At 58.0% G+C, this 25107-nt stretch carries 23 protein-coding genes; 10 read left to right on the top strand and 13 right to left on the bottom strand.

Going from position 1 to position 25107, the window contains the following annotated elements:
* Nucleotides 1-120 precede the first annotated feature (120 nt).
* The gene (locus tag GKG34_RS02575; protein WP_044953961.1) at nucleotides 121-363 is read left to right on the top strand and encodes an acyl carrier protein; all 243 of its coding nucleotides are present in this window, start codon (nucleotides 121-123) and stop codon (nucleotides 361-363) included.
* Between the two features lie 6 nt (nucleotides 364-369).
* A complete protein-coding gene (locus tag GKG34_RS02570; protein WP_005943967.1) occupies nucleotides 370-1581 on the top strand; it encodes a hypothetical protein in 1212 nt (403 codons plus the stop codon).
* Nucleotides 1582-1635: 54 nt separating this feature from the next.
* On the opposite strand, the gene GKG34_RS02565 is transcribed toward GKG34_RS02570, so the two are convergent.
* Nucleotides 1636-2598: a biotin--[acetyl-CoA-carboxylase] ligase gene (locus tag GKG34_RS02565; RefSeq protein WP_005943969.1), complete on the bottom strand. Its 963-nt coding sequence runs from the start codon at nucleotides 2596-2598 to the stop codon at nucleotides 1636-1638.
* 161 nt (nucleotides 2599-2759) lie between these two features.
* On the opposite strand from GKG34_RS02565, the gene GKG34_RS02560 reads away from it, so the two are divergent.
* From GKG34_RS02560 to GKG34_RS02545, 4 genes are read left to right on the top strand one after another with little or no spacing between them, the layout of a single operon-like run.
* Nucleotides 2760-3299: an RNA polymerase sigma factor gene (locus tag GKG34_RS02560; protein WP_242821957.1), complete on the top strand. Its 540-nt coding sequence runs from the start codon at nucleotides 2760-2762 to the stop codon at nucleotides 3297-3299.
* On the top strand, nucleotides 3286-3852 hold the full coding sequence (locus GKG34_RS15750; RefSeq protein ID WP_005943977.1) for a hypothetical protein: 567 nt from the start codon (nucleotides 3286-3288) through the stop codon (nucleotides 3850-3852). The genes GKG34_RS02560 and GKG34_RS15750 overlap by 14 nt, the downstream gene beginning before the upstream one ends.
* A gap of 11 nt (nucleotides 3853-3863) precedes the next feature.
* The gene (locus GKG34_RS02550; RefSeq protein WP_005943979.1) at nucleotides 3864-4553 is read left to right on the top strand and encodes a hypothetical protein; all 690 of its coding nucleotides are present in this window, start codon (nucleotides 3864-3866) and stop codon (nucleotides 4551-4553) included.
* Entirely contained in the window at nucleotides 4534-5382 is an 849-nt protein-coding gene (locus GKG34_RS02545; RefSeq protein WP_005943981.1) for a hypothetical protein, read from the top strand. Before GKG34_RS02550 ends, GKG34_RS02545 begins: the two co-directional genes overlap by 20 nt.
* 61 nt (nucleotides 5383-5443) lie before the next feature.
* Here GKG34_RS02545 and GKG34_RS02540 read toward each other — a convergent pair whose 3' ends face one another.
* Nucleotides 5444-6313: a phosphoribosylaminoimidazolesuccinocarboxamide synthase gene (locus GKG34_RS02540; RefSeq protein ID WP_044953963.1), complete on the bottom strand. Its 870-nt coding sequence runs from the start codon at nucleotides 6311-6313 to the stop codon at nucleotides 5444-5446.
* A gap of 288 nt (nucleotides 6314-6601) precedes the next feature.
* Between GKG34_RS02540 and GKG34_RS02535 the strand changes: the two genes are divergently transcribed.
* Nucleotides 6602-8041, top strand: a complete 1440-nt coding sequence (locus GKG34_RS02535; protein ID WP_005943988.1) for a 6-phospho-beta-glucosidase — start codon at nucleotides 6602-6604, stop codon at nucleotides 8039-8041.
* A 41-nt stretch (nucleotides 8042-8082) separates the two neighbouring features.
* A complete protein-coding gene (locus GKG34_RS02530) occupies nucleotides 8083-9057 on the top strand; it encodes a glycerophosphodiester phosphodiesterase family protein (protein WP_005943990.1) in 975 nt (324 codons plus the stop codon).
* A gap of 108 nt (nucleotides 9058-9165) precedes the next feature.
* On the opposite strand, the gene GKG34_RS02525 is transcribed toward GKG34_RS02530, so the two are convergent.
* From GKG34_RS02525 to GKG34_RS02480, 10 genes are all read right to left on the bottom strand, one after another.
* The gene (locus tag GKG34_RS02525) at nucleotides 9166-10128 is read right to left on the bottom strand and encodes an AEC family transporter (protein ID WP_005943992.1); all 963 of its coding nucleotides are present in this window, start codon (nucleotides 10126-10128) and stop codon (nucleotides 9166-9168) included.
* A gap of 3 nt (nucleotides 10129-10131) precedes the next feature.
* Nucleotides 10132-11670 carry an AAA family ATPase gene (locus GKG34_RS02520; RefSeq protein WP_005943995.1) on the bottom strand — a complete coding sequence of 513 codons (1539 nt, stop codon included), beginning with the start codon at nucleotides 11668-11670 and terminating at the stop codon, nucleotides 10132-10134.
* 11 nt (nucleotides 11671-11681) lie between these two features.
* Nucleotides 11682-13124 carry a VWA-like domain-containing protein gene (locus GKG34_RS02515; RefSeq protein ID WP_044953965.1) on the bottom strand — a complete coding sequence of 481 codons (1443 nt, stop codon included), beginning with the start codon at nucleotides 13122-13124 and terminating at the stop codon, nucleotides 11682-11684.
* Between the two features lie 181 nt (nucleotides 13125-13305).
* Nucleotides 13306-14406, bottom strand: coding sequence for a leucine-rich repeat protein (locus GKG34_RS02510; protein WP_005944001.1), 1101 nt, complete (start codon nucleotides 14404-14406; stop codon nucleotides 13306-13308).
* A 466-nt stretch (nucleotides 14407-14872) separates the two neighbouring features.
* Nucleotides 14873-16792, bottom strand: a complete 1920-nt coding sequence (locus tag GKG34_RS02505; RefSeq protein WP_154255528.1) for an ABC transporter ATP-binding protein — start codon at nucleotides 16790-16792, stop codon at nucleotides 14873-14875.
* A complete protein-coding gene (locus GKG34_RS02500; RefSeq protein ID WP_154255527.1) occupies nucleotides 16792-18543 on the bottom strand; it encodes an ABC transporter ATP-binding protein in 1752 nt (583 codons plus the stop codon). Before GKG34_RS02500 ends, GKG34_RS02505 begins: the two co-directional genes overlap by 1 nt.
* A 393-nt stretch (nucleotides 18544-18936) precedes the next feature.
* Nucleotides 18937-19422: a MarR family transcriptional regulator gene (locus GKG34_RS02495; RefSeq protein ID WP_223388226.1), complete on the bottom strand. Its 486-nt coding sequence runs from the start codon at nucleotides 19420-19422 to the stop codon at nucleotides 18937-18939.
* Nucleotides 19423-19839: 417 nt separating this feature from the next.
* Nucleotides 19840-20430: a VTT domain-containing protein gene (locus tag GKG34_RS02490; protein ID WP_223388225.1), complete on the bottom strand. Its 591-nt coding sequence runs from the start codon at nucleotides 20428-20430 to the stop codon at nucleotides 19840-19842.
* 156 nt (nucleotides 20431-20586) lie between these two features.
* Nucleotides 20587-21576: a 3'-5' exonuclease gene (locus GKG34_RS02485; RefSeq protein ID WP_154255526.1), complete on the bottom strand. Its 990-nt coding sequence runs from the start codon at nucleotides 21574-21576 to the stop codon at nucleotides 20587-20589.
* Nucleotides 21577-21730: 154 nt separating this feature from the next.
* Nucleotides 21731-22543, bottom strand: a complete 813-nt coding sequence (locus GKG34_RS02480; RefSeq protein WP_120080576.1) for a Cof-type HAD-IIB family hydrolase — start codon at nucleotides 22541-22543, stop codon at nucleotides 21731-21733.
* 95 nt (nucleotides 22544-22638) lie between these two features.
* Here GKG34_RS02480 and GKG34_RS02475 point away from each other — a divergent pair, with 95 nt between their 5' ends.
* Together GKG34_RS02475 and GKG34_RS02470 are read left to right on the top strand one after the other, a co-directional pair.
* The gene (locus tag GKG34_RS02475) at nucleotides 22639-22776 is read left to right on the top strand and encodes a hypothetical protein (RefSeq protein WP_154255525.1); all 138 of its coding nucleotides are present in this window, start codon (nucleotides 22639-22641) and stop codon (nucleotides 22774-22776) included.
* A 78-nt stretch (nucleotides 22777-22854) separates the two neighbouring features.
* Complete coding sequence (locus GKG34_RS02470) at nucleotides 22855-24402, top strand: alkaline phosphatase (RefSeq protein ID WP_243139194.1); 1548 nt, start codon at nucleotides 22855-22857, stop codon at nucleotides 24400-24402.
* A gap of 231 nt (nucleotides 24403-24633) precedes the next feature.
* On the opposite strand, the gene mscL is transcribed toward GKG34_RS02470, so the two are convergent.
* Nucleotides 24634-25086 (bottom strand): large conductance mechanosensitive channel protein MscL, encoded by a 453-nt coding sequence (mscL, locus tag GKG34_RS02465; RefSeq protein WP_154255523.1) that lies wholly within the window; start codon nucleotides 25084-25086, stop codon nucleotides 24634-24636.
* Between the last annotated feature and the right edge of the window lie 21 nt (nucleotides 25087-25107).

Raw genomic sequence — 25107 nt, 5'->3', positions numbered from 1 at the left:
CCGACAAAAAACAAAGCTTTGTTGCCGGAACCCTTGCGCACAGGAGAGAATCAGGGTATTATTATGGAAAGGCATAGGAGATTGTGCCTATTATCCGTCACGGAAAGGAAGAAAATTTCTATGGAACGAGCAGAGATCATTTCCCAGATCCTGGCCATCCTGGAGGATGTTGCCGAGGTTTCTCCCGAAGATGTGAATGAGAACAGCGTCCTGATGGACGATCTGGATCTGTCCTCAATGGAGATCCTGACCATTGTGGCAGACCTCGAGGAGACCTTCGGCCTGCGCATCCCTGAAAAGGAGCTGCGCAACTTTGTGACCATAGGGGATCTGGTGGATTATCTGGCGGCAAACGCGGGGTAACAGTTCATGAATGAGTCGCAGCGCTCGACGGAGTACATCTTTCAGGGAACGATGTACTTCTTCCGTCGGGAGAAAATCCTGTGTCGGTACCAGTTTGCGCTGCAGGATGCGGTGGAACCCGCTCTTTTGCAGCGCGCACTGGAGGCGGCGCTTTCGGCCGCACCGTACTATCGGGTACAGCTGGTGCAGGAAAAGCGGAGCTTTTTTCTGGAGCCGAACCCGAACCCCTGCCTTGTGTATCAGGGCAGTGCACAGCGCGATATCCCGGAGGAAACGAACGGCTATCTTTTCAGCGTGAGCTGTGAGGGGGACACCGTCTATTTTGACTGGTATCATTTCCTCATGGACGGCCACGGGGTGTCGCCCTTCCTCACCCGCATTCTGGAACAGTACTGCAACCTGCGCTATGGCACGGCGTTTGAAAACACGCCCATCCTGTGCAGCCCGGCCTATGACATCGAGGCCATGATGGAAAAATATCCACCCCACACAGCCACCGAGAGCACGATGCAGAGGGATGTGGTGCAGACCTACGAGGGCAGGATGCGCCGCACCCGGGTGCGGCTGACCAAGCAGAGCCTTGTGGACCGGGCAGTGGAGAACGGCGTCAAGCCCTTTACAGCGCTGGCCGGTCTGCTGAGCCTTGCGCTGCGCAGCTATCTGGGCAAAGACGAGATCCAGTATTCCTACTCGGCAGATACCCGCAGGGAAGCGGGCGTGCCGGATGCCCTTTACAACTGCGTGTGCTCCTTCCAGAGCAGCGTGAAGCTGAACGAGGACACCCGCCTTGCGGACATCGTGCCGGAAATGGATGCCGAGGTGCTCCGCACCCTGCAGCCGGAGGCAAAGCTGCAGCGCATGGCCGAGCAGATGAGCTGGGTGTACAAGGTAGACCAGCAGAAAGCGCCCCTGCGCATCAAGCAGAGGGTGTTCCAGATGGGCGAGTACATCAGCGGTGTCCTGGCGGATTTCTGGCTCAGCTATCTGGGAAATCCGCTGCTGCCGGCCACGCAGGAGCTTCAGAAGTACACCAAAGACTTCAACGTCTGGGTCCCGCCGGATGGCGGCTCCATGGGCGTGGAAGCCTCCAGCCTGAACGGCATTATCACCCTGTGCATCGAGAACAAGGCCGAAATGCCAGGCCTTGCCGGGATGATCCGCACCGCCTTTGAAAAAGAGGACATCACGGTGCTGGAAGCCGTGGATCTGGATACATAAGTACAGAACATAAAAAGCACTCTTTCCGGGCAGGAAAGGGTGCTTTTTTGCGTCTTATTCGGTCCGTGCAGGCCGTGTGGTCACCTCGCCGCAGCGCAGAGCCTCCTGCCGGCCGTTCTCCCGCTGGATGACCAGCCGCCCTTCCTCGTCGATGGCAAGGGCCTTTGCGGCGTAGGTCTCGGTCTCGGCACACACCGTCACCCAGTGGCCGGGCACAAAGCACCGGGCACGGTACTCATCCAGACAGTCAAACGCCGGGCAGAGGGCCAGCAGCTCCCGGGCAATGGCCCCGGCCAGTGCGGCCCGGCTCACCGGGGCAGGCCCGCCGGGGTACAGGCTCCCGGCTTTGCGGGCCAGCTCCTCCGGCCAGTCGGCAGCGGTGGAGGTAAGGTTCAGCCCGATGCCGACCACCAGCCATTCCAGCTGTCCGCTCTCGAGGTCGGTCCCCGCTTCGGTCAGGATGCCGCAGACCTTTCTGCCCTGATAGTACAGGTCGTTGACCCACTTGACGGCAAGCTCCAGCCCGCAGAGCTTTTTCACGGCACGGCAGACCGCTACCGCGGCGCTGATGGTAGCGGTCTGGGCATTGGCGGCGGGCATTTCCGGGCGCAGCAGCACCGAGCAGTAAACGCCCTTGCCTGCCGGGCTTTCAAATCTCCGGCCCAGCCTGCCGCGTCCGGCGCTCTGGTGGGCGGTGAGCACCAGCGTGCCATGGGGTGCACCATCCAGCGCCAGCAGCTTTGCCGTGCGGTTGGAGCTCTCCAGCGTGTCATATAAATAGATGGGTGCAGGGTAGTCCCCGATGGCTTCGGCGCAGAACGGGTCGCCGCCTGCCAGCCGGTAGCCCCGGCGGGGCGCAGCTTCCAGCGCGTACCCTTGGGCCGTGAGGGCCGCAGCGGCCTTGTGCACGGCAGCGCGGCTCACGCCGAGGGTCTCGGCCAGCTGCTGGCCGGAAACGTAGCTGCCCCCGGCAGCGGAAAGTGCCTGCAAAAGTGCCTGACGGGTACTGACAGCCATGGCCGAATGCCTCCTTTTGTGCTATACTACTTCTATTGTATCATAAAAATAAAAGTTTTTGCAGGATTTTGAACGGCTGTTTCGTATGAATGTGCAGAAGGGCAGCGCAGGGGCTGCACTTCGTCGGACCGGGACGAAACTGAAAGGAGGTGGGCAGGCCGTTGACAACCTTGGAATTCAGCGCGATGGTGCAGAAATACCAGTCGCTCGTATATACGGTCTGCCACCAGCTGGTGCCGGATGCCGGCGATGCGCAGGACCTGACGCAGGAGACCTTTCTGGCGGCATGGCGGGCCATTGACCGCTGCCCGTCCGGGTTTGAAAAACAGTGGCTGGCACGCATCGCTGCCAACAAGTCAAAGGACTATCTGCGCAGCGCATGGGTGCGCAGGGTGAACATTCCCGGCGACGATGTGCTGGCGCTGGAAGGTGCGCCGCCCGGCACCCAGCCGGAACAGCAGGTGCTGGATGCTCTGGGCGAGGAAGAGCTCACCGTCATGATCCTGGATCTGCGGGAGCCCTACAGAACGCCTTGCCGTCTGGTGCTGCTGGAACAGCACACCATGGCCGAGGCGGCACAGCTGTGCGGCCGCCCGCCCAAGACGGTGGAAGCACAGATCTACCGGGCAAAAAAGATGCTGGCACAGCAGATACTACAGCGTGAAAACGATGGAAAGGAGTGCGTACATGGAACTGTTTGACAAAAACGGCTGCCTGACCGACGAAGGCCTACAGGCCCTGCAGGCAGGCGGGCTGGATGAGCTGGGCCGGCTGGAGACCGCCGAGCATTTATCCTACTGCGATAAATGCATGGACCGCTACACCGCTCTGCTGACGGCAGATGCGCTGGAAACGCCGCCGCACTCCGCGCACAAGGCGGTGATGGCCGCTATCTGGGTGCGGCTGATGCAGAACACATGGGGCCGTGCCGCAGTGGCCGGTGTGGCGGCGGTGCTGGCCTTTACCATGTGGCGCTCCGGCACCATAGACCAGCTGCTGAATTTCCGGCAGGAGCTGCACACATGGACACCGGAGACCAGCCAGAGCCAGACCGAAGAGCCTGCACAGCTGGGCAAGCCGGTGGAAGATGGCCGACCGTCCGCCCAGCCGGAAATACTGGGAAAGCCAATGGACGACGACAAGCCGAAGCAGCAGGCTTCGCTGGCAAAAGCACTCAATGACCTGCTGTTCGGAGCCGGCGGCCCTGCAGCAGAAAAATACAAAAATTCGCCACTTGCAGATCAAACGAAATAAGGAGATCGATTATGATGAAAAACGGAATCCTGACCTTCCTCTTCGCCTTTTGCCCGGGCGCAGGCCAGATGTATCAGGGCTACATGAAGCGCGGCCTTTCGCTCATTACGATGTTCTGCGTGGCCTTTGGTGCGGGAACTCTGCTGGGAGTTTTGTATGTAGCCATGCCCATTGTGTGGATGTACAGCTTCTTTGACACCTTCAATCTCCGGGCGCAGATCGGCGCAGGCACCGCCCCGCAGGACGATTATCTGGTGCACATCAACTGGCACGACCAGCGCATGGAACAGTTCATGCTGGACAGCCACAAGCTGCTGGGTTGGGGCCTGATCGCGCTGGGCGCGCTGGTGGCCTACCAGAACATCCTTATGAACACGCTGGGGGATATCGTGTGGCGCTGGGGCCAGAGCCGCCCTTTCTTCCGCGCACTTTACCTGATGATGGATCAGCTGCCGGAGGTGGTGGTGTGCGTGGCCCTGATCATCTGCGGTGCATGGCTGGTGCGCGGCCCCAAGGGCAGAAAGCAGAAGCCGCAGAACGATGCCGAAGATGAAGATTTTACCGAGTATACTGCACAGGATGCGCAGGCGGAGCCGAAAGCAAAGGGCTTTGCCATGCCCAAGCTCTCGGCTCTGCTGGGCAAGCCCGTGACCCCGGACGATGAGACGGAGGATGCCGACGATGGACGAGACGAGAAATGATGCGCCGCTGACCGGTGAAGCACCGCAGACTGCAAAACCGCAGCCGCTGCGCCGGGTGGGCAGCTTCACGCTGGGCGTATGCCTGATCGCAGCGGGCATCTTCTTTCTGTTTGCCTATTTCGTGCCGGGCTTTGACTGGAAGCTGACGCTCAAGATCGCCCCAGCGGCAGGGCTGATCCTGCTGGGCGGCGAGGTGCTCTTTTTTGCCGCCCGCCCGGGCCGCTGGAAATACGATTTCTGGTCGGTGCTGATCTGCCTTGTGCTCATGGGCGGATGCTTCTGTCTGTCGCTGCTGCCGGTCGTGTGGGATGAACTCGGCCCGGAGCGGAATCAGGCAAGCATGAAGCTGGGGCAGGAATATACGACAGAAGCCTATGACAAGATCAAACAAACAGCCCCGGATATCCGTGTGAAGAATATCAGCGGAAACGCCTACCTGTACAGCAGTGAGGCGAAAACGCTGCGGGATGTGAATGCCGGAAACGGCTATCTGAGCCTGACCGTGGAGCTGTTTGGCGGCTATGACAGCGTACAGGCCTTTGCGCAGGACTGCCGCAGCGTGACCGATGCCGTGCAGCAGTGCAGTGCACAGCCGGATGAGCTGCGCATTACATGGTCGCCGGAGAACGACCCGGGCCAGAGTCTTGCCTCCGGCAGCCTGCAGAATGTGGAGCAGTACACGCTGGAACTGGAAGGCATCGCACAGCTGGACTGGACAGCAGAGCAGATGGCAAAGCAGACCGAGGTGCAGTACCTGCTGGATGAAGAAAACGAAGAAACGGCAGAGTCCGAAGCTTTTTCCGAGGAAAGCGCGGAGCTGAGTGAGTGAAACAAAAAATGCTTCCGTGCGCCGCACGGAAGCATTTTTTTGTACGTTTATACGATCGATCTTACAGCTTTTTGCCGGTGAGCAGCTCGTAGGCCTCCAGATACTTGGCAATGGTCTTGTCAATGACATCCTGAGGCAGGTCGTAGTTGCTGTCGGGATTGGCCTTGAGCCAGTCGCGCACGAACTGCTTGTCGAAGGAAGGCTGGCTGTGGCCCGGCTCGTAGCCTTCCAGCGGCCAGAAGCGGGAGGAATCCGGGGTAAGCATCTCGTCGCCCAGCACCACGTTGCCGTTCTCATCCAGACCAAACTCAAACTTGGTGTCGGCAATGATGATGCCGCGGGAGAGCGCATATTCAGCACACTTCTTATACAGGGCAATGGTGTAGTCGCGCAGCTTGGTGGCGTACTCCTCGCCGTGGCCGGGGAACTGCTTTTCCAGCACCTCGATGCTCTTTTCGTAGGAGATGTTCTCGTCGTGGTCGCCGATCTCGGCCTTGGTGGAGGGAGTGTAGATAGGCTCGGGCAGTTTGTCGGACTCCTTCAGGCCCTCGGGCAGCTGGATGCCGCACACCTTGCCGGTCTTCTGGTAGCTGGCCCAGCCGCTGCCGGTGATGTAGCCGCGCACGATGCACTCGATGGGCAGCATGGTCAGCTTACGGCACATCATGCTGTTGCCGTCGAACTGGGGCTGCTGGAAGAACTCCGGCATATCCTTCACGTCCACGCTCAGCATATGGTTGGGCAGCAGATCGCGGGTGTAATCGAACCAGAATTTGCTCATCTGGGTCAGAACGGTGCCCTTTTTGGTGACCTTGTTTTTCAGGATGACATCAAACGCGGAAATGCGGTCGGTAGCAACCATGATGAGGCTGTCACCGTTATCATAGATCTCACGAACCTTGCCTTCTTTAATGGGCTTGAACTCAGTCATAATCAAACACTCCATTTTCCAATGCCGAAAAAGCGGCGGTGTATCTTACCTGATTATTGTACCATGTCTGCGAACAGTTTGAAAGAAACAGAATGAAAGGAAAATCAGGCCGTTTTTGCATTTTTCTCGTGAAAAATGTACGAAAAATAGAATCAAAATTCGGCGATTTGACGATAAAAGTCGTACTTTCACAACAATGAAGCACCTTTTTGTAAAATGTAGGCATGGACATTCCGGCGATTGTGCGGTATCTTATAATCAACAAATTAAAATAGGGAGGGTTTACTTATGGGCAGTTTTCCCAAAGATTTTCTGTGGGGCGGTGCCACCGCTGCCAACCAGTGCGAGGGCGCATGGCAAGCAGGCGGCAAGGGCCTTGCCACCGTGGATGTGACCCCGTTTGGCCCGGACCGCTTCCCGGTGGCGCTGGGTCGGCTGGAAATGCTGGAGTGCGACGACAAGCACTATTATCCCAGCCATGAAGCCATTGACCTGTATCACCATTATAAAGAGGACATCGCCCTCTTTGCCGAGATGGGCTTCAAGTGCTTCCGGCTGTCCATCGCATGGACCCGCATCCTGCCGAACGGCGACGATGTCCGGCCCAATGAAGAGGGCTTGAAGTTCTATGAGGATGTGTTTGATGAGTGCCACAAATACGGCATTGAACCGCTTGTGACCATCTGCCACTTCGATACCCCCATTGCCCTCATAAAAAAGTATGGCGGCTGGAAAGACCGCCGCATGGTGGATGCCTATGTGCACTACTGTGAAGTGCTGTTTGACCGCTACAAGGGGAAGGTGAAATACTGGCTCACCTTCAACGAGATCAACATGCTGCTGCATCTGCCCTTTACCGGCGCGGGGCTAGTGTTCTATCCGGGCGAGAATGTGCAGCAGGTGGAGTATCAGGCGGCACATCATGAGCTGGTGGCCAGCGCAAAGGCGGTCAAGCTGGCCCATGAAAAGATGCCCGGTGCCATGGTGGGCTGTATGCTGGCGGCAGGCCAGTATTACCCGCGCACCTGTGCACCGGAGGATATCCGTGCCGCGCAGGAAGCGGACCGCGACAACTACTTCTTTACCGATGTGCAGGCCCGGGGAGCCTACCCGGTGTGGGCAAAAAAGCGGATGGAGAAGGCCGGCATCACCCTACACACCGAGCCGGGCGATGAGCAGGTTCTGAAAGAAGGCACCGTGGATTTTGTCTCCTTCAGCTACTATTCCAGCCGCTGCATCACCACGGATCAGGAAATCCTGGCAGAAGAAAAGGCCGACGGCAATGCGGTGCTGGAAGCTGTGAAGAACCCGTACCTCAAGGCCAGCGAGTGGGGCTGGGCCATCGACCCGGTGGGCCTGCGCGTGACCCTGAACACCATCTACGACCGGTACGAAAAGCCCATGTTCATTGTGGAGAACGGCCTTGGCGCGGTGGATACCGTGGAAGCGGACGGCTCCATCCACGACAGCTACCGCATCGATTATCTGCGCGCCCACATCGAGCAGATGGAAAAGGCCGTCAACGAGGACGGCCTGCCGCTGATGGGCTACACCACATGGGGCCCTATCGACCTTGTGAGCGCATCCACCGGTGAGATGAAAAAGCGCTACGGCTTTATCTATGTGGATAAGGACAACGACGGCAACGGCACACTGGCCCGCAGCCGCAAGGACAGCTTCTACTGGTACAAAAAGGTCATTGCTTCAAACGGCACCGACCTTGCCTGAAATTTGCGAAAAAATAAATTTGTGAGAAAGAATTGGAATTTATGACACCTGAGATCATTGCACACCGCGGCGCGTCCTATCTTGCGCCGGAAAATACCCTTTCTGCGTTCCGCAAGGCGATGGAGATCGGTGCGGACGGCGTGGAAATGGACGTACAGCAGACCAGCGATAAAAAGCTGGTGATCCACCACGATTTTGTCATTGACTGGCACACCGATATGCGTGGCCAGATCTACGACATGACCGAGGGCGAGCTGAAGGCGCTGGACTTTGGTAGCTGGAAGGATGTGAACTATCGGAACGAGAGGATCGCTACCCTGCAGGAGGCACTGGCTCTGTGCAGGGAAATGGAAGGTACCATCGTTCAGCTGGAAATGAAGGCCACCATTGATGACGACCCGGATTTTGTCCCCCGCGTGATCGAGGAGGTGCGTGCAGCAAACATTACCGACCGGCTGGTGGTGATCTCGTTCAACCACGACCTGCTGCGGCAGGCAAAGCAGCTGATGCCGGAGCTGAAGGTGGGCGTGCTGGTCTACGGTGCGTTGGAGACCATGGCGCTGCCCACTAGCACATGGGAAATGCTTGGCCTGCAGAACGGGCTGGAAGAGGATGATTTTCCACAGCTGCCGCCGCTGTCGGTGGAAAATGTGGATGACGAAAACTGCAGCTGGGCCCTGCGCTGGATGGGCAATCAGATCAGTATGCTGCAGGCGAACTTTCCGGGCAAGAGTCTGGTAGAGGTAGCCCAGCGCCTGCTGGAACAGCGGGACCCGGTAAAGTATGTGCAGACGCTGGACTTCAAGCCGGACTGGGTGAGCTGCGAATATCACACCGCTTACCAGCAGCCCAGCATGGTGCAGAAGCTGCATGATCTGGGCATCAAGGCGGCATACTGGACGGTGGACGGGGAACAGGCCGTGAAAGACCTTTGGCCCCTGCAGCCGGATGCCATCGTCACAAACCGCCCGGACCGCGTGCGGGAATGGATCTCTGAACTGGAAATGACAGAATAAAGGGCAGAAGCTGCATCCCTTCGGTGCGGCCTGATTCCCCAAGCAACATCTGAAAAGCAAACAGCGGACAGCCTGCAGGCCGTCCGCTGTTGTGCTATGCAAAAGATGTTATAAAATATATCCGAGGCTCCGCAGTACGAACAGCCAGAAGGTCAGGCTGAATGCGCTGAACAGGGTGGTGGTAACGCACACGCTGCCGGTAAGCACACCTTCGTGGCCCATCTGCTTTGCCATAACGTAGCACGCCGGGGTGGTGATGCTGCCCAGCATCACCAGCAGGGCCACCAGCTTTTCGTCGGTAAAGCCAAAGCGCACAGCCAGCGGCAGGAACAGCGCAGGCAGCACCATCAACTTGACCACAGTAGCCACAGCAGTAGGCTTGAGGTATCCCAGAGCTTTTTGGCCCTTGAAGCCTGCACCAATGGCAAGCAGGGCCAGAGGGCTGGTCAGACCGGCCACATTGGAAAGGGCCTTATCCAGCATGGCAGGCACGGAAATGTGCAGCATGCTCCACGCAAAGCCCGCTGCAATGCCCAGAAGGATGGGGTTCGTCAGGATGCCTTTCACACTCTTTTTGAGCTTTTCAGCCATATTGCCGGTCTGAGCCTGCGCAGTGGGCGCTTCCAGCATCAAAATGACCACTGCCATGATGTTATACAGCGGCACACTGCCAAGGATCATCAGGCTGGACATGCTGGCATCGCCGTAGATGCTCTGCAGAAAAGCCGAGCCGAGGATGGCAGCCGACGAGCGGTAACACACCTGAACGAATTCGCCCACAAGGCCGGTGCTCTTTAAAAACAGCTTTGCCAGCGCCCAGATCACAAGGATGCACGCCAGTGTGACCGCAAAGCAGAACAGCACATACCGGCCATCGAAGGTGGCGCGGACATCGTTTTTGCCAAGGTCGCGGAACAGCTGCACCGGCAGTGCCACATAAAACACGAACTTGTTGGCCCCGGCCACGAACGCATCGCTCAGAAAACCGGTGCGGTGCAGCACATAGCCCAGCAGCATGATAAAGAACAGCGGCATGGTGCTGTTCATGCTGAACAGAAGATTTTCCAGCATGGCTCACACCCCGCCGTGGCGGCGCTGCTCTGCCGCCAGCTCCTGCTGCAGGGCAGCTTTGCGGTGGTCCAGCAGCAGGTCTTTGTTGTACTTGAAGTAGCGCTCACAGCCGTTCTCGGTGAGGAAGGCGTGGGACACCGGGTCCACCGTCAGCTCGGTGACGAACACCACCATCTCCTGGCTTTCGGCAAAGGCCTGCTCCATAAAGTCGAAAGCGGCTTCCAGCGCGGCGCTGGCGGTCTGCTGGGCCTTTTCGCGCTCATCGGCAAGGGACTGGAACTGCCCGCGCAGCAGGTCGAAGGCTTCCTGTGTACCGGCGGCGTTGGCACGGCGCAGTTCGCCCTCCCAGCCGCGCAGCACGGCCAGCACTTGCAGGCGGGTGGTCAGAGCATCTTTGCTCAGCAGCCCGGCGGCACGTTTTTGCTGTGTTTCGGTGTCGTAATCCATGATCTGCTGGTGGAACATTTCTGCCGAGCCGTCCGGGATATCCTCCGGAACGGTGGCAAGGGCTTTTTTGGTCTCCCGCAGAAAGGCATAGCAGCTGTCGGCTACTGCATCTGCCTGACGGGAGGCCGTGAACCGGGTGCCGAGGCCTGCAAGGATCAGGCTGACCAGCGAAAGCCGCTCGTCAAAGGGGGCCTGCAGCAGCCGTGCGAACACGGCGGGCTTTGCCTGTCCGGCCAAGATCTCCTCTACGCCGTAGTCGTCGCGGTATTTATAGTAAAGGTCGAGGTAGGCGGAGAAGTCCTCTGCAATCTTCGGGTGCTGGATGTACTCGCGGATCAGGTCTTCATCAGCCTGCAGACCCAGTGTTTCGTAGGTGTCCAGCAGATTGGAAAGATCCTCCCAGCCGCGGGCGGTCACGAACTGGGTGCCGTCCACATCGGCGTTGATCTGGTAGAAGTTCTGCGGGTGCAGCTCCAGATAGCTCAAAATGGCGCTGTGGATGTGGGCAGCGCGGGCATAGTCCTTCCACACGGGCAGGTCCGGCTCAATGTCCATGCGGCGCACGCGGTCCAGCGTAACGATATCAAAGTCGCGCACAGATTTATTATATTCCGGTGGGTTGCCTGCCGCCACAATCACCCAGCCCGCAGGCACGGCCTGATTGCCAAAGGTCTTGCATTGCAAAAATTGCAGCATGGTGGGGGCCAGCGTTTCCGACACACAGTTGATCTCGTCGATGAACAGAATGCCCTCGGAGAGGCCGGTGGCCTCCATTTTGGCGTAGATGCTGGCGATGATCTCGCTCATGGTGTATTCGGTCACGGAGACATCTTTGCCGCCATAATTGCGCTGGCGGATGAAGGGCAGACCCACGGCGCTCTGGCGGGTGTGGTGGGTGATGGTGTAGGCCACCAGCGCCACGCCGCACTCCCGGGCTACCTGCTCCATCACCTGCGTCTTGCCAATGCCCGGAGGCCCCATGAGCAGAATGGGACGCTGCCGGATGGCCGGGATGGCGTATTCGCCCAGAGCATCCTTGGCAAGGTAGGCTTTTACGGTGTGTTCAATTTCTTCTTTGGCTCGTTTGATATTCATAACAAATTCCCTCACGAATTGTTCAGGTCACGGTACAGGTCGTCCTCTTCGGCCAGCGCGTCGGCAAGGGTGCTTTGCGGGCGGGCTGCTGCACCGGTAAATTCTTCTTCATCCAGAACCACCTTCATGGCCCACGGCGGTACATTGGCATCGTCGAACCGCTCCCCCAGAAACAGAAAAGCGGTGTCGTAGGCCGGGCGCTTGGCGGGGTAGGTGCCCATGCCGTCGGTGAAGTACAAAAGGCCCCGCAGGTTCGAGAACTTCTTCTCGGCGCACAGCTGGTTCACGTATTCAAAGGCCGGGCGGAAGTCCGTTCCGCCGCCGCCCCGCAGCTCAAAGTGGTTCATGGCGTGGATCAGCTCGTCCTCATTGTGAATTAGGATATCCTGCCGGATGGCGTTATCGGCCTGGATCAGGTGCAGGTTCATCCGGTGGAAAAAGTTCTCCTGTCCTTTCAGCAGAGTGTAGGTCTCCGCAAGGAACGCCCGCACCAGTTCACCGGAGGTGGAGTAGCTGGTGTCGATGACAAGGGCCAGCTCCTCGATCTTTTTGCTCTCCCTGCTTTCCAGAGGCTCGATGAGGGGCAGGTTTCCGTACACCGAAAGGCCGTAGGTGTAGAAGTTCAGGTCGAACTCGTCCGGGTCCAGCTTTACTTCCTCCCGCAGCACGCAGAACCGGCGCAGAAAATCCCGGTAGCTGCGGCGGCTGCGGTTGGCGGCTTTTACCTGCTGCTTCAGGGCATCGGCACCGTCCCCGGCTTCCTTATCCCGCAGGTCCAGCTCTGTCTGCATCCGCTCCCCGATCTTCTGCCACGTTTTCTGGGGCAGCGGCGTGGGCATCTGCTGGGGCTGGTCAGGCGCATCCTTCGGCCACAGACGGTGGTCGTCGGTCACGAACTCCCGCTCCAGCTGGCGCAGCACACCAGGTGTCTGCCGGGTGAGCCACCGATACACCGGCGCGGCTGCCACCACGGTTTCCTCTGCGGTGATCTGCTGATAGGCGTTCTGGCGCACATAGGTCAGCGGGCGCTTGACGCTGGTGCGGTTCAGGCTGTCGATAACGTTTTCCACTGCGATATCACAGGCAAGGCTCCACAGCTGCGGCTCCCGGCGGCCTTTCAGCCACAAATGCCGGAATACGCAGTGGAATATGGTGTGCAGATACAACCGGTTGAGATATTTTGGGTTGTCCTGATAGAGCCGCAGCAGGTGGCTGGGCTGATAAAACAGGACCTGACCGTCCGTAGCCAGCACCCGGCAGCGCTCGTCCGGGGCGGGGGACAAGGCACTGAGCGCCATATCCAGAAAGCGGAAGTCCAGATACAGCCCGCTGCGCACCACCGCCAGCACCTCGCCGCCCATGCGTGCCTGCCACTCCTCGTGGGTCTCCGGCCGCTGGGACTGGAACGGCTTGCGCGGGTCAAAAAATTTTTCTTTTTGGATCGTTTGGGGCAAAAGTGTCACCTCACTTAGAACCCTCTCAGCCTCGCTGCAAACTCCCCCAGTCATCGCTGCGCGATGCCAGCCCCCTCAGGGATGGGGTCTCTGGCGAAACCGGAAGCTTACCCTTACTGCCAAAGGCTTCCTCTTAGAGGGAGCTGGCGCACGAAGTGCGACGGAAGGAGTTTTCTGCTGTTTAAAAATCAAAATCGTACCGCTGCTTTTTGGGCTGAGGAACATACTTTTTGTGCTCCGCATCCGCCAGCAGAGCGGCGGCAGCGGCGTTCCCGGCCTTGGCGGCAAGGGCTGAAGCTTCGGCAAAGCCGTCTTTGTCCAGCACATCCAGCGCAATGAGTGCACGCACGGCATCATTGTCCTGCGCCTTCAGCAGGCGGGCCAGCACCCGATCGGTGTTGGCTGCCAGAAATGCCCGGTAGTGCCCGGCAGCGGCTTCGGTCAGCTGCCACGGATACCGCAGCCGGTCAAAGCAGAGCATTGCCATCACATTGGCATCGTCGGCATCGTGGCCCTGCGGGAAGATCGCGTCGTATTCTGCGGGGAGGAATTTGTTCTCTAAAAAACACTGCCGGTAATGATATCCTTGGCCGGAAAAGGTGTGCAGAAGGATGTGGGCGGGGGTCTCCTCGATATCCTCCCAGTAGGCGGGATACCACAGCGCCGCCAGCGGGGCTGCTGTACCGGCAGGGCAAAACTCAGCCCGCACCGCTTCGGTGATGTTGTTCACAAGGGCAAACAGGCCGGTAGGTTCTTCAGGGCCTGCCTGCACCCGGATGGTCTCCAGCGCAAAGCAGTTCAAAAACACATCGCTGCCCATGGTCAGGCTGCCCGTGCCCACGGTGAGCAGACGCAGCTTGCGGCAGTTGTAGAATGCGCAGCTGCCAATCACCTGCAAACTGTCCGGCAGGGTGACCTCTTCCAGAAAGTTCCCACACACCGGGTGCAGGTCGTCTGCATCCGAATCGGCAGCGGGCGCGTCAAAGTCGAAGCCGTACCGGCGGCAGGTGCCGCCTACCGTCTGCCCAAAGGCCCGAATCAGCCGCGCCGTGCCGTCCGGGGCCGCCTCGTAGCGGCAGGTCTTGTCTGCCGCAGGCAGGCTGCGCGGCTTTTCGGAAAAGCAGTAGTCGCCCAGTTCGGTAACAGCAAAGCTGCCGCCCTCCGGTGCTGGCAGTGTGCCGGGCAGCGCGATACACGGCTCTGTGCCGTACACCCGCACCAGCCGGGCGGTGTCTGCCGAAAGCGGCAGGATATCCAAGGTGAGTGTGCTCTCCGAAACCACGATGCAAAACTCCTCAATTTGATAGAATCATTCAGCTTTCAGTATAAACCAACGGCAAAGCCTTGTAAAGTATAAAAAATTCTGACGTAACATAGTAGAAAAATGAATCAGAAACCTCTTGACTTTTGCATGAAAGTGCGTATAATAAGGGTAGGCAACGCGATAAGGCCGAACGTGTTTACCACGTAAAAAATCGAAGCACCCCGGTAGAACCAGTACCGGGGTGCTTCTTTTCATTAGTGCTTGCTGCCCTTGAAGAACAGGCTGTCAAGCCACTTGCATAAATAGTAGGCTACTACCTCTGCTGCGACAGTCTGAAAAAACGCGATAAAGCTAGGCATGTTTACCACCTCCTTTCCGCGACAGGGGGATCGGAGAAGGGCCGCAGAGTCAGTATAACACAAAAAGCGGCAGCGCGCAATTTGATGCACGCTGCCGCTTTTTCATTGAGGAGGTAGAAAAAAGCTTAGTCCTCGGCCAGATTGCCGGTGTACAGCTGGTAATACTTGCCTTTTTTAGCGATCAGCTCGTCGTGGCTGCCGCGCTCGATGATGCGGCCCTGCTCCAGCACCACGATGCAGTCTGCATTGCGGACGGTGGACAGGCGGTGCGCAATGACAAAGCTGGTGCGGCCGTACATCAGGCCGTCCATGCCGCGCTGCACCAGCGCTTCGGTGCGGGTATCGATGGAGGAGGTGGCCTCGTCCAGGATCAGCACCGGGGGATCTGCCACGGCCGCACGGGCGATGGCCAGCAGCTGGCGCTGGCCCTGCGAGAGGTTGGCACCATCGCCGGTGAGCATGGTGTTGTAGCCTTCCGGCAGGCGCTTGATGAAGCCATCCGCGTTGGCAAGGCGGGCGGCGGCGATGCACTCTTCATCGGTGGCATCCAGCCGGCCGTAGCGGATGTTCTCCATCACCGTGCCGGTGAACAGATGGGTGTCCTGCAGCACGATGCCCAGAGAACGGCGCAGATCGGCCTTTTTGATCTTGTGGATGTTGATGCCGTCGTAGCGGATCTTGCCGTCCTGAATGTCGTAGAACCGGTTGATGAGGTTGGTGATGGTGGTCTTACCGGCACCGGTAGAGCCGACAAAGGCGATCTTCTGGCCCGGACGGCCATACAGGTTGATATCGTGCAGGACGGTTTTTTCCGGCACATAGCCAAAGTCTACATCGGTAAAGGTGATGCTGCCTTCCAGCTTGTGGTAGGTGGTAGTGCCGTCGTGGTGCGGGTGCTTCCATGCCCACAGGCCGGTGCGCTCGTCCGTCTCCACCAGCTGGTCGTTGCGGTCGTACTTTGCGTTGACAAGGGTCACATAGCCCTCGTCGGTCTCGCTCTCTTCGTCCATCATCTTGAAGATACGCTCGGCACCGGCCAGAGCCATGATGATGCTGTTGGCCTGCATGGACACCTGACTGATGGGCATGTTGAAGCCCTTGTTCAGGCTCAGGAAAGCCACCACCGTGCCAAGGGTCGTGCCGCCCATGCCGCTCACGGCCATGGCTGCGCCTGCCAGCGCACAGACGGCATAGCTGATGTTGCCCAGCTGGGCGTTGACCGGCATCATGATGTTGGCAAAGCTGTTGGCTTTGTTGGCGCTGTCCTTCAGCTGGTCGTTCAGCTGGCGGAAGCCGGCCAGCGCCTTCTGTTCGTGGGTGAACACCTTGACGACCTTCTGGCCCTCCATCATCTCTTCGATATAGCCGTTCAACTTGCCCAGATCCCGCTGCTGCTGGATGAAGTATTTGCCGGACTGCTGGGTGATCTTTTTGGAGCAGAACATCATCAGCGCCACCATCAGCATGGTAACGATCGTCAGCTGCCAGCTGAGCATGCACATGCTGAAGAACACCGAAACAATGGTAATGGCGCTGGACACCAGCTGCGGGATGCTCTGGCTGAGCATCTGGCGCAGGGTATCCACGTCGTTGGTGTACACGGACATGATGTCGCCGTGGGGATGCTGGTCAAAATACTTGATGGGCAGGCTCTCCATGTGGGTGAACAGCTGGGTGCGCAGGTTGCGCAGGGTGCCCTGCGTCACGTTGACCATGATGCGGGCGTTGAGCCATGCGGCCAGAATGCCGATGACGTAGATGATGCCTACCCGCAGCAGAGCCGCAGCCAGCGGGGCAAAATCCGGGTCCTGCTGCTGGGTCATGGGTACGATGTAATCGTCCATCAGGGTCTTTAAGAACAGACTGGCCTGAACGTTTGCCAGCGCGCTGACCACGATGCAGACAAGTACAAGGATGCAATGGGGCAGATAGTGCCGGAATACCTCATCCATGATGCGCTTCAGCAGCTTGCCCGGGTTTTCCACTTTGGGCCGGGGGCCGCCCATGCGGGGGCCGGGGCCGCGAACTTCTTTTGCCTGAGCCATTACTGTTCACCTCCCTGTTTGTCAAAGTCGCCGCTGCCCTGGGTCTGGCTGTTGTAAACTTCCTGATAGATGGCGTTGGTCTTGAGCAGCTCTTCGTGGGTGCCCAGACCATCGATCTTACCGTTATCTAGCACAAGGATGCGGTCGGCGTCCTGCACCGAGGAAATGCGCTGTGCAATGATGATCTTGGTGGTGCCGGGAATCTCCTCCCGGAATGCCTTGCGGATCTTGGCATCGGTAGCGGTATCCACGGCGCTGGTGGAGTCGTCCAAAATCAGAACCTTGGGCTTGCGCAGCAGGGCGCGGGCGATGGTCAGGCGCTGCTTCTGGCCGCCGGACACATTGGAGCCGCCCTGCTCGATCCATGTATTGTATTTGTCCGGGAAGCGCTCGATGAACTCATCCGCGCAGGCAAGCTTTGCCACACGGATGCACTCTTCCTCGCTGGCGTTCTCGTCGCCCCAGCGCAGGTTATCGAGAATGGTGCCGCTGAACAGCACGTTCTTCTGCAGCACCATGGACACCTCGCGGCGCAGTACGTCGAGGTTGTAGTCGCGCACATCCACGCCGCCCACCTTCACGGTGCCGGTCTCGGCATCATACAGGCGGGGAATCAGCTGCACCAGACTGGATTTTGCGCTGCCAGTGCCGCCGATGATACCTAAGGTCTCACCGGGCTTGATGCTGAAGGTGATATCATTCAGCACCGGCTGGCCGCTGCCGTGCTTATACTTGAAGGTGACATGCTCGAACTCGATGCCGCCGTCCTTCACCTGCTGCACCGGCTGCTTTGCGGGGGGCAGGTCGGTGGTCTCGTCCAGCACTTCCACAATACGCTTTGCGGAAGCGGCAGACATGGAGATCGTGACAAAGGCCATGCTCAGCATCATCAGGGCCATGAGGATGTTCATGATGTAGCCGAACAGAGCGTTCAGCTGGCCGGTGGTGATGGCGCCATGCAGAACGTACTTGGCACCCAGCCAGCTCAGGGCGATGTTGCAGCCGTAAACGGCGGTGAGCATGGCAGGGTTATTGAAGCTCAGGCGGCTCTCAGCGTTCACAAACTGGTCGTACAGGCTCTGGCAGGCTTTGGTGTATTTCTCGTTCTCAAAGCCCTCGCGCACGAAGCTCTTCACTACGCGGATGGCGGAGACGTTTTCCTGCACGGAAGCGTTCAGGGCATCGTAGTTTTTGAACACCCGGTCAAAGATGTGGAAGGTGGGCACCATGATGCCTGCCAGCACCGCCACCAGAAAGACCACAGCCACCACGAAGATCAGCGACAGCGGGCCGCCGATCATCACGGCCATGAACAAAGCGAACACCAGATGCACCGGGGCGCGCACGCACATGCGCTCGATCATCTGGAAGGCGTTCTGCACGTTGGTCACGTCGGTGGTCATACGGGTGACAAGGCCTGCGGTGGAGAACTTATCAATGTTGGAAAAAGAATAATGCTGGATGTTCTCATACATGGCATCGCGCAGATTTCCGGCAAAGCCGGTGGATGCCTCGGCGGCGTATTTGCCGGCCAGAACGCCCAGCGCCAGCGCGACCACAGCCACCAGAAAGGTGAGCAGGCCGTACTTGTGGATGGCGTTCATATCGCCCTTTTCAATGCCCTGATCGATGATAAAGGCCATGATGGTGGGCAAAAGCACATCCATCACGGCTTCCAGAGCGGCAAAGAGCGGTGTCAGGACTGCGGCGCGTTTATACTCGCCCAGATGTGACACTAACTTTTTGATCATCTGAGTTACCTCCTGTTACTTTTTATTTGTTTGGTACAGAACAATTTTATACAAAACATTTTAATTGTCAAGACGTTTCAAAAAATGTTCATAATTACTAATTTAACGAACACTTTTTCGGTAGATTGCACGGGATATATGCATCTTTCCGGGGCGGTGGGCCGGGAGTTTCTCCGAAGACCGTCCGCTGGGGTGGGACCCTGTTGCCCGAAGGGCAATAGGGCGGGCGATGGAATGGCTTGCAACAACAGCGACCGCCGCCAGTGGCGGAAACAGGAAGCTGTTGTTGGGGCTGCGGCCAGCGAGATGCAAGCGGATGCGAAGCAGCTGCTGGGTGCCGCAACCCGTATTTCGTGTCTGAGGAGAAAGCTACCGGCACACCGCCCTTTTGCATCACTGCAGTGCATCCCGCAGCTTGTTCAGCAGCCGCAGCAGCTCGGTATTTTCCTCCGCTGTCAGCAGCCCAGCCACATAGTCGTCGGTCTGGTGGAAGCAGAGCATCGTCTTTTCGTGGAAGCAGATGCCCTCTTCGGTGAGCACCAGCTGCTTGAGCCGGGCATCCTGCGGAACACTGCGCCGCTCAATATAGCCCTTGCGCTCCATCAATTGCAGGATGTTGGTCACGGTGGAGCGGGTGATAGAGAACTCCCGCTCAATGTCCCGCTGGAACACGGGGGTGTCCCGGTGGCGGTAGAGATACCCAATGATCCACCCGTGCATGGGGGTGGCCTGCTCCACGTCATTTTCGCGGGCAAACTGGTTGATCTTGCGGAAGATCAGGTTGTCCACCCGGCGGATCTGCGCCGGGATGACCTGTGGGCCTTCCCAAGGGGGATCGGCGTGATTGCAGCACTCGTTTTTGGTTTCGTCACACATCATGGTTTTGTCCTTCATGGTTGTTTTGGCATTGAACAGTTTCAAATAAAACTGTTTGATAGCATACATATTATACAGCAGTCAAAGTGAATGTCAAGGGGAAGGGAACGATTTTAAATGCCCTCCGCTTTGCTCTGGGCATAAAATAATGAAATATTATTTTTTATATTGCAAACCAGCCAAGCCTGCGGGCTTGGCTGGTTTGCTTTTTCACGGAAGGGGCCGTAGTTGCAAGCGGCATATTTTCCGGTTGCGCGGTCATTTCCGAAGGAAATAAGCGCAACAGATGGAGTTTACCTTTTGGGCCATTCCTGTGAAAATGCAACAGCAGACAGCCCGCAGGCTGTCTGCTGTTGCCCTATTATAAAAATATTTTTCCGCTAAATATGCCCAGAGCGAAGCGGAGGGCATTCTAAATTATTATTCCAGATTGTGTTTTTTGCAGAACTGTTTGCTCACCCAGTACATCCCGCCCCACAGCAGAACGGCCAGCACCAGATACAACGGGTTTTTCATGGAACTGACCAGCGACTGCCCAAACACTGCCATCATGGCAATCATCACGCCCTTGCCCAGCAGCATGGTAATGAGATAGCGCTTTTCGTCAAAGTCCGAGATGCCAAAGGCCAGATGCATAAAGGAGCTTGGCGCGAAGGGCAGCAGCGCGAGCATGAACAGCGACGAAGTGTCAAAGCGGTTCACCCACTGCTGAGCCTTTTCCAGCTTGGGCGAGCGGGAGGCAAACTTCCAGAAGAAGCACTTGACCACCCGCCGCCAGAACAGGAACATGATGCTGCCACCCAGCGCCACACCGGCCCAGCTGTACAGAAAACCCAGAATGCCGCCGTGAGCCGCTACATTCAGCGCCACAATGGCAATGAGCGGAAGCGGCGGAAAAAACGACTCCACCATGGCCAGCATGATGGGGGCAATGGGGCCAAGGTTGCCAAAACTGTCCAGCAGAGTTTCCCAGAACTCCAGCGTTCCCAGCTGGCGCAGACAAAAGTTCATTGTGCACATCCATCCCTTCCGCCTGCGCTTTCCCATCCGCAGGTTCCTCTATCCGTAGTATATCCATATTGTATGACACAAGCATGAACACAAAGCGACATTTTTTTTGCCCTGTGCACAGCCTTCTTGGGATACTACGAAGCTGCCGGTGCTGTTTTACTCCGCAGTCTGCTTTTCTGCGCGGGCCTTCATGCGCTCCAGCTGGGCGGTGCGCTGCTTTTCCCACCGGGCAAGAGAAGCGTCGTCCGGGATCTGCAGGCAGCGGGCGTAGCTCCAGTGCAGGCCGTCGCGGCGGGCCAGCTTGTAGCGCTGGAACACACCCTTGCCTGCGGCATTGCTGCTGCCGGCGCAGTGGGGGCACTGGCTCAGGGTGTACCAGCTGTTGCTGCCCTTTTTCAACCACACATCATCGGGCTTGAGCGGTGCGCCGCACTCCGGGCAGCTCATGGTGTAAATTTTGGGGTCGGTGCGCCAGGTGTACTGCTCCACGTAGCCGCGGAAGACCTCAAAATCCCGGTAGTCGCCGGGGGTGGGGCACAGGCTGGCCCGCAGGGATTCCTCCTCAGTGGGGTAGGCCGCAAGACCGGCCCGCAGGTCGAGCATCCGGCAGACATCGGCGGTGTACAGCGTGTCGGAAAGGGCATCGTGGAACTGCCGCTCCATGGGCAGCCCTAAGCGGGTGACGACGCTTTCCAGCGTCATGCCCTCGCCCTCTTTGCGGGGATGCTCCCGCAGGAACACCTGCTGCAGGTCGTACCAGATGGTGGGCTTTGATTCGTCGATGTTGCACAGGTACAGGTTCTGCTTGAGCACCGGTACGTCATCCATGCCCCACTCGGCAAATTCGGCATCCGGGCCGCACCACTGCATAAAGCGGCGCAGGCCCTGCACGATGGGCTCACCCTTGTCCAGATCGGCCTGCGTCAGGCCGGTGACCTTGGCAATGTGATGCTGCAGCTTACGGAAGATGCGGGGCCGCAGATGGATGGAAAAGGTGTCCAGCACGTTGGCATCTTCGTCGATCTTCACGGCACCGATCTCCACGATCTCGCCCCGGAAGGTCTGCTGCACGCCATGGTAATTAAAGGTATACGGCTGGTAGCCGATATTCCATTCCAGATCAAATAAAACCAGATTGCGCGGCATTTTGTTTGTCCTCTCTTTTGAATCAAACCCTCTCAGTCACGGCTTGCGCCGTGCCAGCTCCCCCAAAGGGGGAGCTTTTATCATACGTTACGATTAGATGGATAAAACCTCGCCCTTCGGGAGAGGTGGATTTGCGAAGCAAAGACGGAGAGGGTTATAAAATAAACTTCTCCACAGCCTCGGCCACACCGTCGTGGTCGTTGTCGGCGGCAGTCACATAGTCGGCTACGGCCTTTACCGGCTCTTCGGCGTTCTGCATGGCCACGCCCACACCGGCGTACTCGATCATGGAGCGGTCGTTCAGGCCGTCGCCGCAGGCCATCAGGTTTTCGCGGCCAAGGCCCATGTGCTCCAAAAGGGCGGCAAGGCTGCCGTCCTTGGCAACGCCCAGCGGCACGGCTTCAATAAAGAACGGGCTGGAGGGGTACAGGTCGATGCGGCCGTCAAACTGTTTTTTGCCGGCGGCCCACACCTCGTCCCGGCGGGCGGGGTCCAGCGTGATGAGCATTTTGCAGATGGGGTAATCCACATACTTTGCCAGATCGTCCACGCCGGTCATGGGCAGCTTGCAGGTAAAGCACTCGCGCAGTGCCCACTTGTCATCCGGGTGCTCGGTGACAACGCCCTCTTTATTATAGGTGATAATGGTCACGTTCTGTGCGGCGGCAAAGGCGCACAGCTCGGGTACGTACTGGGCATCCAGCTGTTTCTGGTACAAAGTCTCGCCGGTGCGGCAGTCGATGATCTTGCCGCCGTTGTAAGAAAGGATGCAGCCGCCCTTTTTATCCAGCCCCAGTTCCTTTGCCAGCGGCAGCACGCCCGCGGTGGGACGGCCGGATGCCAGCACGATGGTGACACCCTTTGCAATTGCGGCATCCAGTGCGGCGCGGGTGCGGGGTGTAACTTCTTTCTGGCTGTTGGTCAGGGTGCCATCCAGATCCAGTGCCAGAACTTTGATCTCTGCCATATAAAATCCTCTCAATTTATATAAAGGTAAAAAAGCACTTACCCTCTTATTGTACAATGAAATGCCATCATCTTTCAACCCTTGCAGAGACGTTTGTGGAAAAAGTGGTGGCACTTGAGCAGGATTTTACATCCCTTTCCGGCTTTTTACGTTGGCGCGGATGCAGCCGCACCGGTTTTACCAAAGCTTTGCGGCGGCATGGTTTTTCCCCGCAAGGCGGTGCGCTACAATAAAGACGTTCCCGAAAGACAAAAAACGGGGCCTGAGGCAGGCCCGCAATGTTTGATTGAATGAAAAGAGAGGATCACGTCATGAAAGAAAACAAGATCTCCCGCCGCAGCTTTCTCAAGTTTGGCGCAGCTGCTTCTGCCGTCGGCATGATGGCTGCTGCACCCGTTGCCGCAAACGCAGCACAGCCGGATGCGGATGCCGCAGCCGACGAGGAGAACTGCCTGCTGGGCCTGTTCCAGAAACCCAAGTACATCTTCCTGTTCATCGGCGACGGCATGGGCACTGCCCAGATCCAGTCTGCCCGCTTCTACAAGGGCACCGTGGACAACAACGGTGCTGTGACCGAGGCCGACCTGAGCTTCACCAGCTTCCCCACCGTGGGCAGCGTGACCACCTACGACAGCACTTCTTTCTGCCCGGACTCCGCTTCCACCGCAACCGCCATCGCCACTGGCCACAAGACCGAGAGCGGTGTCATAAATATGTGCCCGTGGACCCGCGATGTGCCCTATGAGACCATTGCCGAAAAGCTGCACGCCCAGAAGGGCTACAAGGTGGGCATCATCTCCTCGGTCAATATCGACCACGCCACTCCCGCCGCCTTCTACGCTCATCAGAAGACCCGCAAGAACTACTACCAGATCGGCGTAGAGCTGGCAAACTCCGGCTTTGAATACTTTGCCGGCGGCGAGTTCCAGAAGGTGAACGGCGACGGCACCGGCCCCAACAACCACGAGGTGGCTGCTCAGGCCGGATACAATGTGGTCACCACGCAGGCAGGCGCTGCTGCCCTGACCGCAGGTGCAGGCAAGACCCTGATCATTGCCGAAAATCTGGCCGACGGCAAGGCCATGAACTACGCCATGGATGCCGCCGCAGGCGAGTGGCAGCTGACCGACTACGTCAAGAAGGGCATCGAGCTGCTGGATAACCCCAAGGGCTTCTTCCTCATGACCGAGAGCGGTAAGATCGACTGGGCCTGCCATGCAAACGATGCCGCTGCTTCCATCCACGATGTGCTGGAAATGAGCAACGCCGTGCAGGCTGCCGTGGAGTTCCAGCAGAAGCACCCCAACGAGACCCTGATCCTCGTCACTGCCGACCACGAGACCGGCGGTATGGCCATCGGCTACAAGACCACCAACTACGACACCTTCCTGACGAACCTGACCCACCAGAAGATGTCCTACGCAAAGTTTGATTCCACCTATGTGCAGAACTACATCGCCAACAAGACCCCCTTTGAGGCTGCCATGCAGGATGTGAAGGCAAGCTTCGGTCTGACCCTGCCCAGCGACCCGGATGCCGCCAACGCCGGCAAGCTGCTGCTGACCGACTACGAGGCGCAGAACCTGCGCACCGCCTACGAGCGCACCCTGAAGGTCGGCTCTGCCAGCCAGAAGGACATGTCTCAGCAGGACTATGAGCTGTACGGCACCTATATCCCCTTCAGCATGGCCATCTGCCATACCATCAACCATAAATCCGGTATGGACCACACCACCTACGCCCACACCGGTGCCATGGTGAACGTCTACGCCAACGGCGTGGGTGCGGAGAAGTTCGGCGGCGTGTTTGACAACACCGAGATCTTCCACAAGCTGGCAGACCTGACCAAGGTCAAGTAAAGCTTCACCGGACTGATTTTCCATATTTTTCCCGGATAAAATAAAACCTCCCCGCTCTGGAACCGCAGCGACTGCGGCCGGGCAGGGAGGTTTTGCGTTGATTATGCTGTTTGCCTTTGCGGCTCCGCGGGTGAAAAAACAAATCGGGAAAGTCCGCAGACTTTCCCGATTTGTAATTTAGAAAATGATTCCGCTGAATATGGCCAGAGCAAAGCGGAGGCCATTCAAAATTTAATTGTTGATCTCCGGGAAGCCCTCCAGATTGCTGGTGCAGTGGGGGCAGCGCACCGCCTTGATGGAGATCTCACTCTGGCAGTAGGGACACACCTTGGTGGTGGGCTCTGCGGGGGCTTCCGGCTCAGCAGGCTTCTTGTGCAGGGCGTTGACGAACTTGATGACCACGAACAGCACAAAGGCCACGATCAGGAAGTTGATGATGGCATTGATGAAGGAACCAATGCCGATCATCACATCGCCCACATGGATGCCGACGTCCGAGAAATCTGCGTTGAAAAACAGGCCGATGGCGGGGTTGATGATGTCGTTCACCAGTGAGTTGACGATGGCGGTAAAGGCACCGCCGATCACAACACCGACTGCCATATCCAGCACATTGCCACGCATGGCAAAGGCCTTGAACTCTTCAAAAAACTTTTTGATGCCTTTCACTTCTTTTTCTGCCATAAGAAAATCCACTCCTTTACT

It is taken from the genome of Faecalibacterium sp. BIOML-A4 (genome assembly GCF_009679665.1).
Classification (GTDB): Bacteria; Bacillota; Clostridia; order Oscillospirales; family Ruminococcaceae; genus Faecalibacterium; species Faecalibacterium taiwanense.
This window is presented reverse-complemented; position numbering and strand designations above follow the sequence as displayed.

What these genes read in the sequence shown, in the direction of transcription:
- GKG34_RS02550 (WP_005943979.1), top strand. Translation starts at nt 3,864, where the DNA reads ATGATGAAAAACGGAATCCTGACCTTCCTCTTCGCCTTTTGCCCGGGC.
- GKG34_RS02545 (WP_005943981.1), top strand. Translation starts at nt 4,534, where the DNA reads ATGGACGAGACGAGAAATGATGCGCCGCTGACCGGTGAAGCACCGCAG.
- GKG34_RS02530 (WP_005943990.1), top strand. Translation starts at nt 8,083, where the DNA reads ATGACACCTGAGATCATTGCACACCGCGGCGCGTCCTATCTTGCGCCG.
- GKG34_RS02575 (WP_044953961.1), top strand. Translation starts at nt 121, where the DNA reads ATGGAACGAGCAGAGATCATTTCCCAGATCCTGGCCATCCTGGAGGAT.
- GKG34_RS02520 (WP_005943995.1), bottom strand. Translation starts at nt 11,670, where the DNA reads ATGAATATCAAACGAGCCAAAGAAGAAATTGAACACACCGTAAAAGCC.
- GKG34_RS02570 (WP_005943967.1), top strand. Translation starts at nt 370, where the DNA reads ATGAATGAGTCGCAGCGCTCGACGGAGTACATCTTTCAGGGAACGATG.
- GKG34_RS02505 (WP_154255528.1), bottom strand. Translation starts at nt 16,792, where the DNA reads ATGGCTCAGGCAAAAGAAGTTCGCGGCCCCGGCCCCCGCATGGGCGGC.
- GKG34_RS02490 (WP_223388225.1), bottom strand. Translation starts at nt 20,430, where the DNA reads ATGAACTTTTGTCTGCGCCAGCTGGGAACGCTGGAGTTCTGGGAAACT.
- GKG34_RS02480 (WP_120080576.1), bottom strand. Translation starts at nt 22,543, where the DNA reads ATGGCAGAGATCAAAGTTCTGGCACTGGATCTGGATGGCACCCTGACC.
- GKG34_RS02485 (WP_154255526.1), bottom strand. Translation starts at nt 21,576, where the DNA reads ATGCCGCGCAATCTGGTTTTATTTGATCTGGAATGGAATATCGGCTAC.
- GKG34_RS02540 (WP_044953963.1), bottom strand. Translation starts at nt 6,313, where the DNA reads ATGACTGAGTTCAAGCCCATTAAAGAAGGCAAGGTTCGTGAGATCTAT.
- GKG34_RS15750 (WP_005943977.1), top strand. Translation starts at nt 3,286, where the DNA reads ATGGAACTGTTTGACAAAAACGGCTGCCTGACCGACGAAGGCCTACAG.
- GKG34_RS02535 (WP_005943988.1), top strand. Translation starts at nt 6,602, where the DNA reads ATGGGCAGTTTTCCCAAAGATTTTCTGTGGGGCGGTGCCACCGCTGCC.
- mscL (WP_154255523.1), bottom strand. Translation starts at nt 25,086, where the DNA reads ATGGCAGAAAAAGAAGTGAAAGGCATCAAAAAGTTTTTTGAAGAGTTC.
- GKG34_RS02525 (WP_005943992.1), bottom strand. Translation starts at nt 10,128, where the DNA reads ATGCTGGAAAATCTTCTGTTCAGCATGAACAGCACCATGCCGCTGTTC.
- GKG34_RS02495 (WP_223388226.1), bottom strand. Translation starts at nt 19,422, where the DNA reads ATGATGTGTGACGAAACCAAAAACGAGTGCTGCAATCACGCCGATCCC.
- GKG34_RS02565 (WP_005943969.1), bottom strand. Translation starts at nt 2,598, where the DNA reads ATGGCTGTCAGTACCCGTCAGGCACTTTTGCAGGCACTTTCCGCTGCC.
- GKG34_RS02470 (WP_243139194.1), top strand. Translation starts at nt 22,855, where the DNA reads ATGAAAGAAAACAAGATCTCCCGCCGCAGCTTTCTCAAGTTTGGCGCA.
- GKG34_RS02500 (WP_154255527.1), bottom strand. Translation starts at nt 18,543, where the DNA reads ATGATCAAAAAGTTAGTGTCACATCTGGGCGAGTATAAACGCGCCGCA.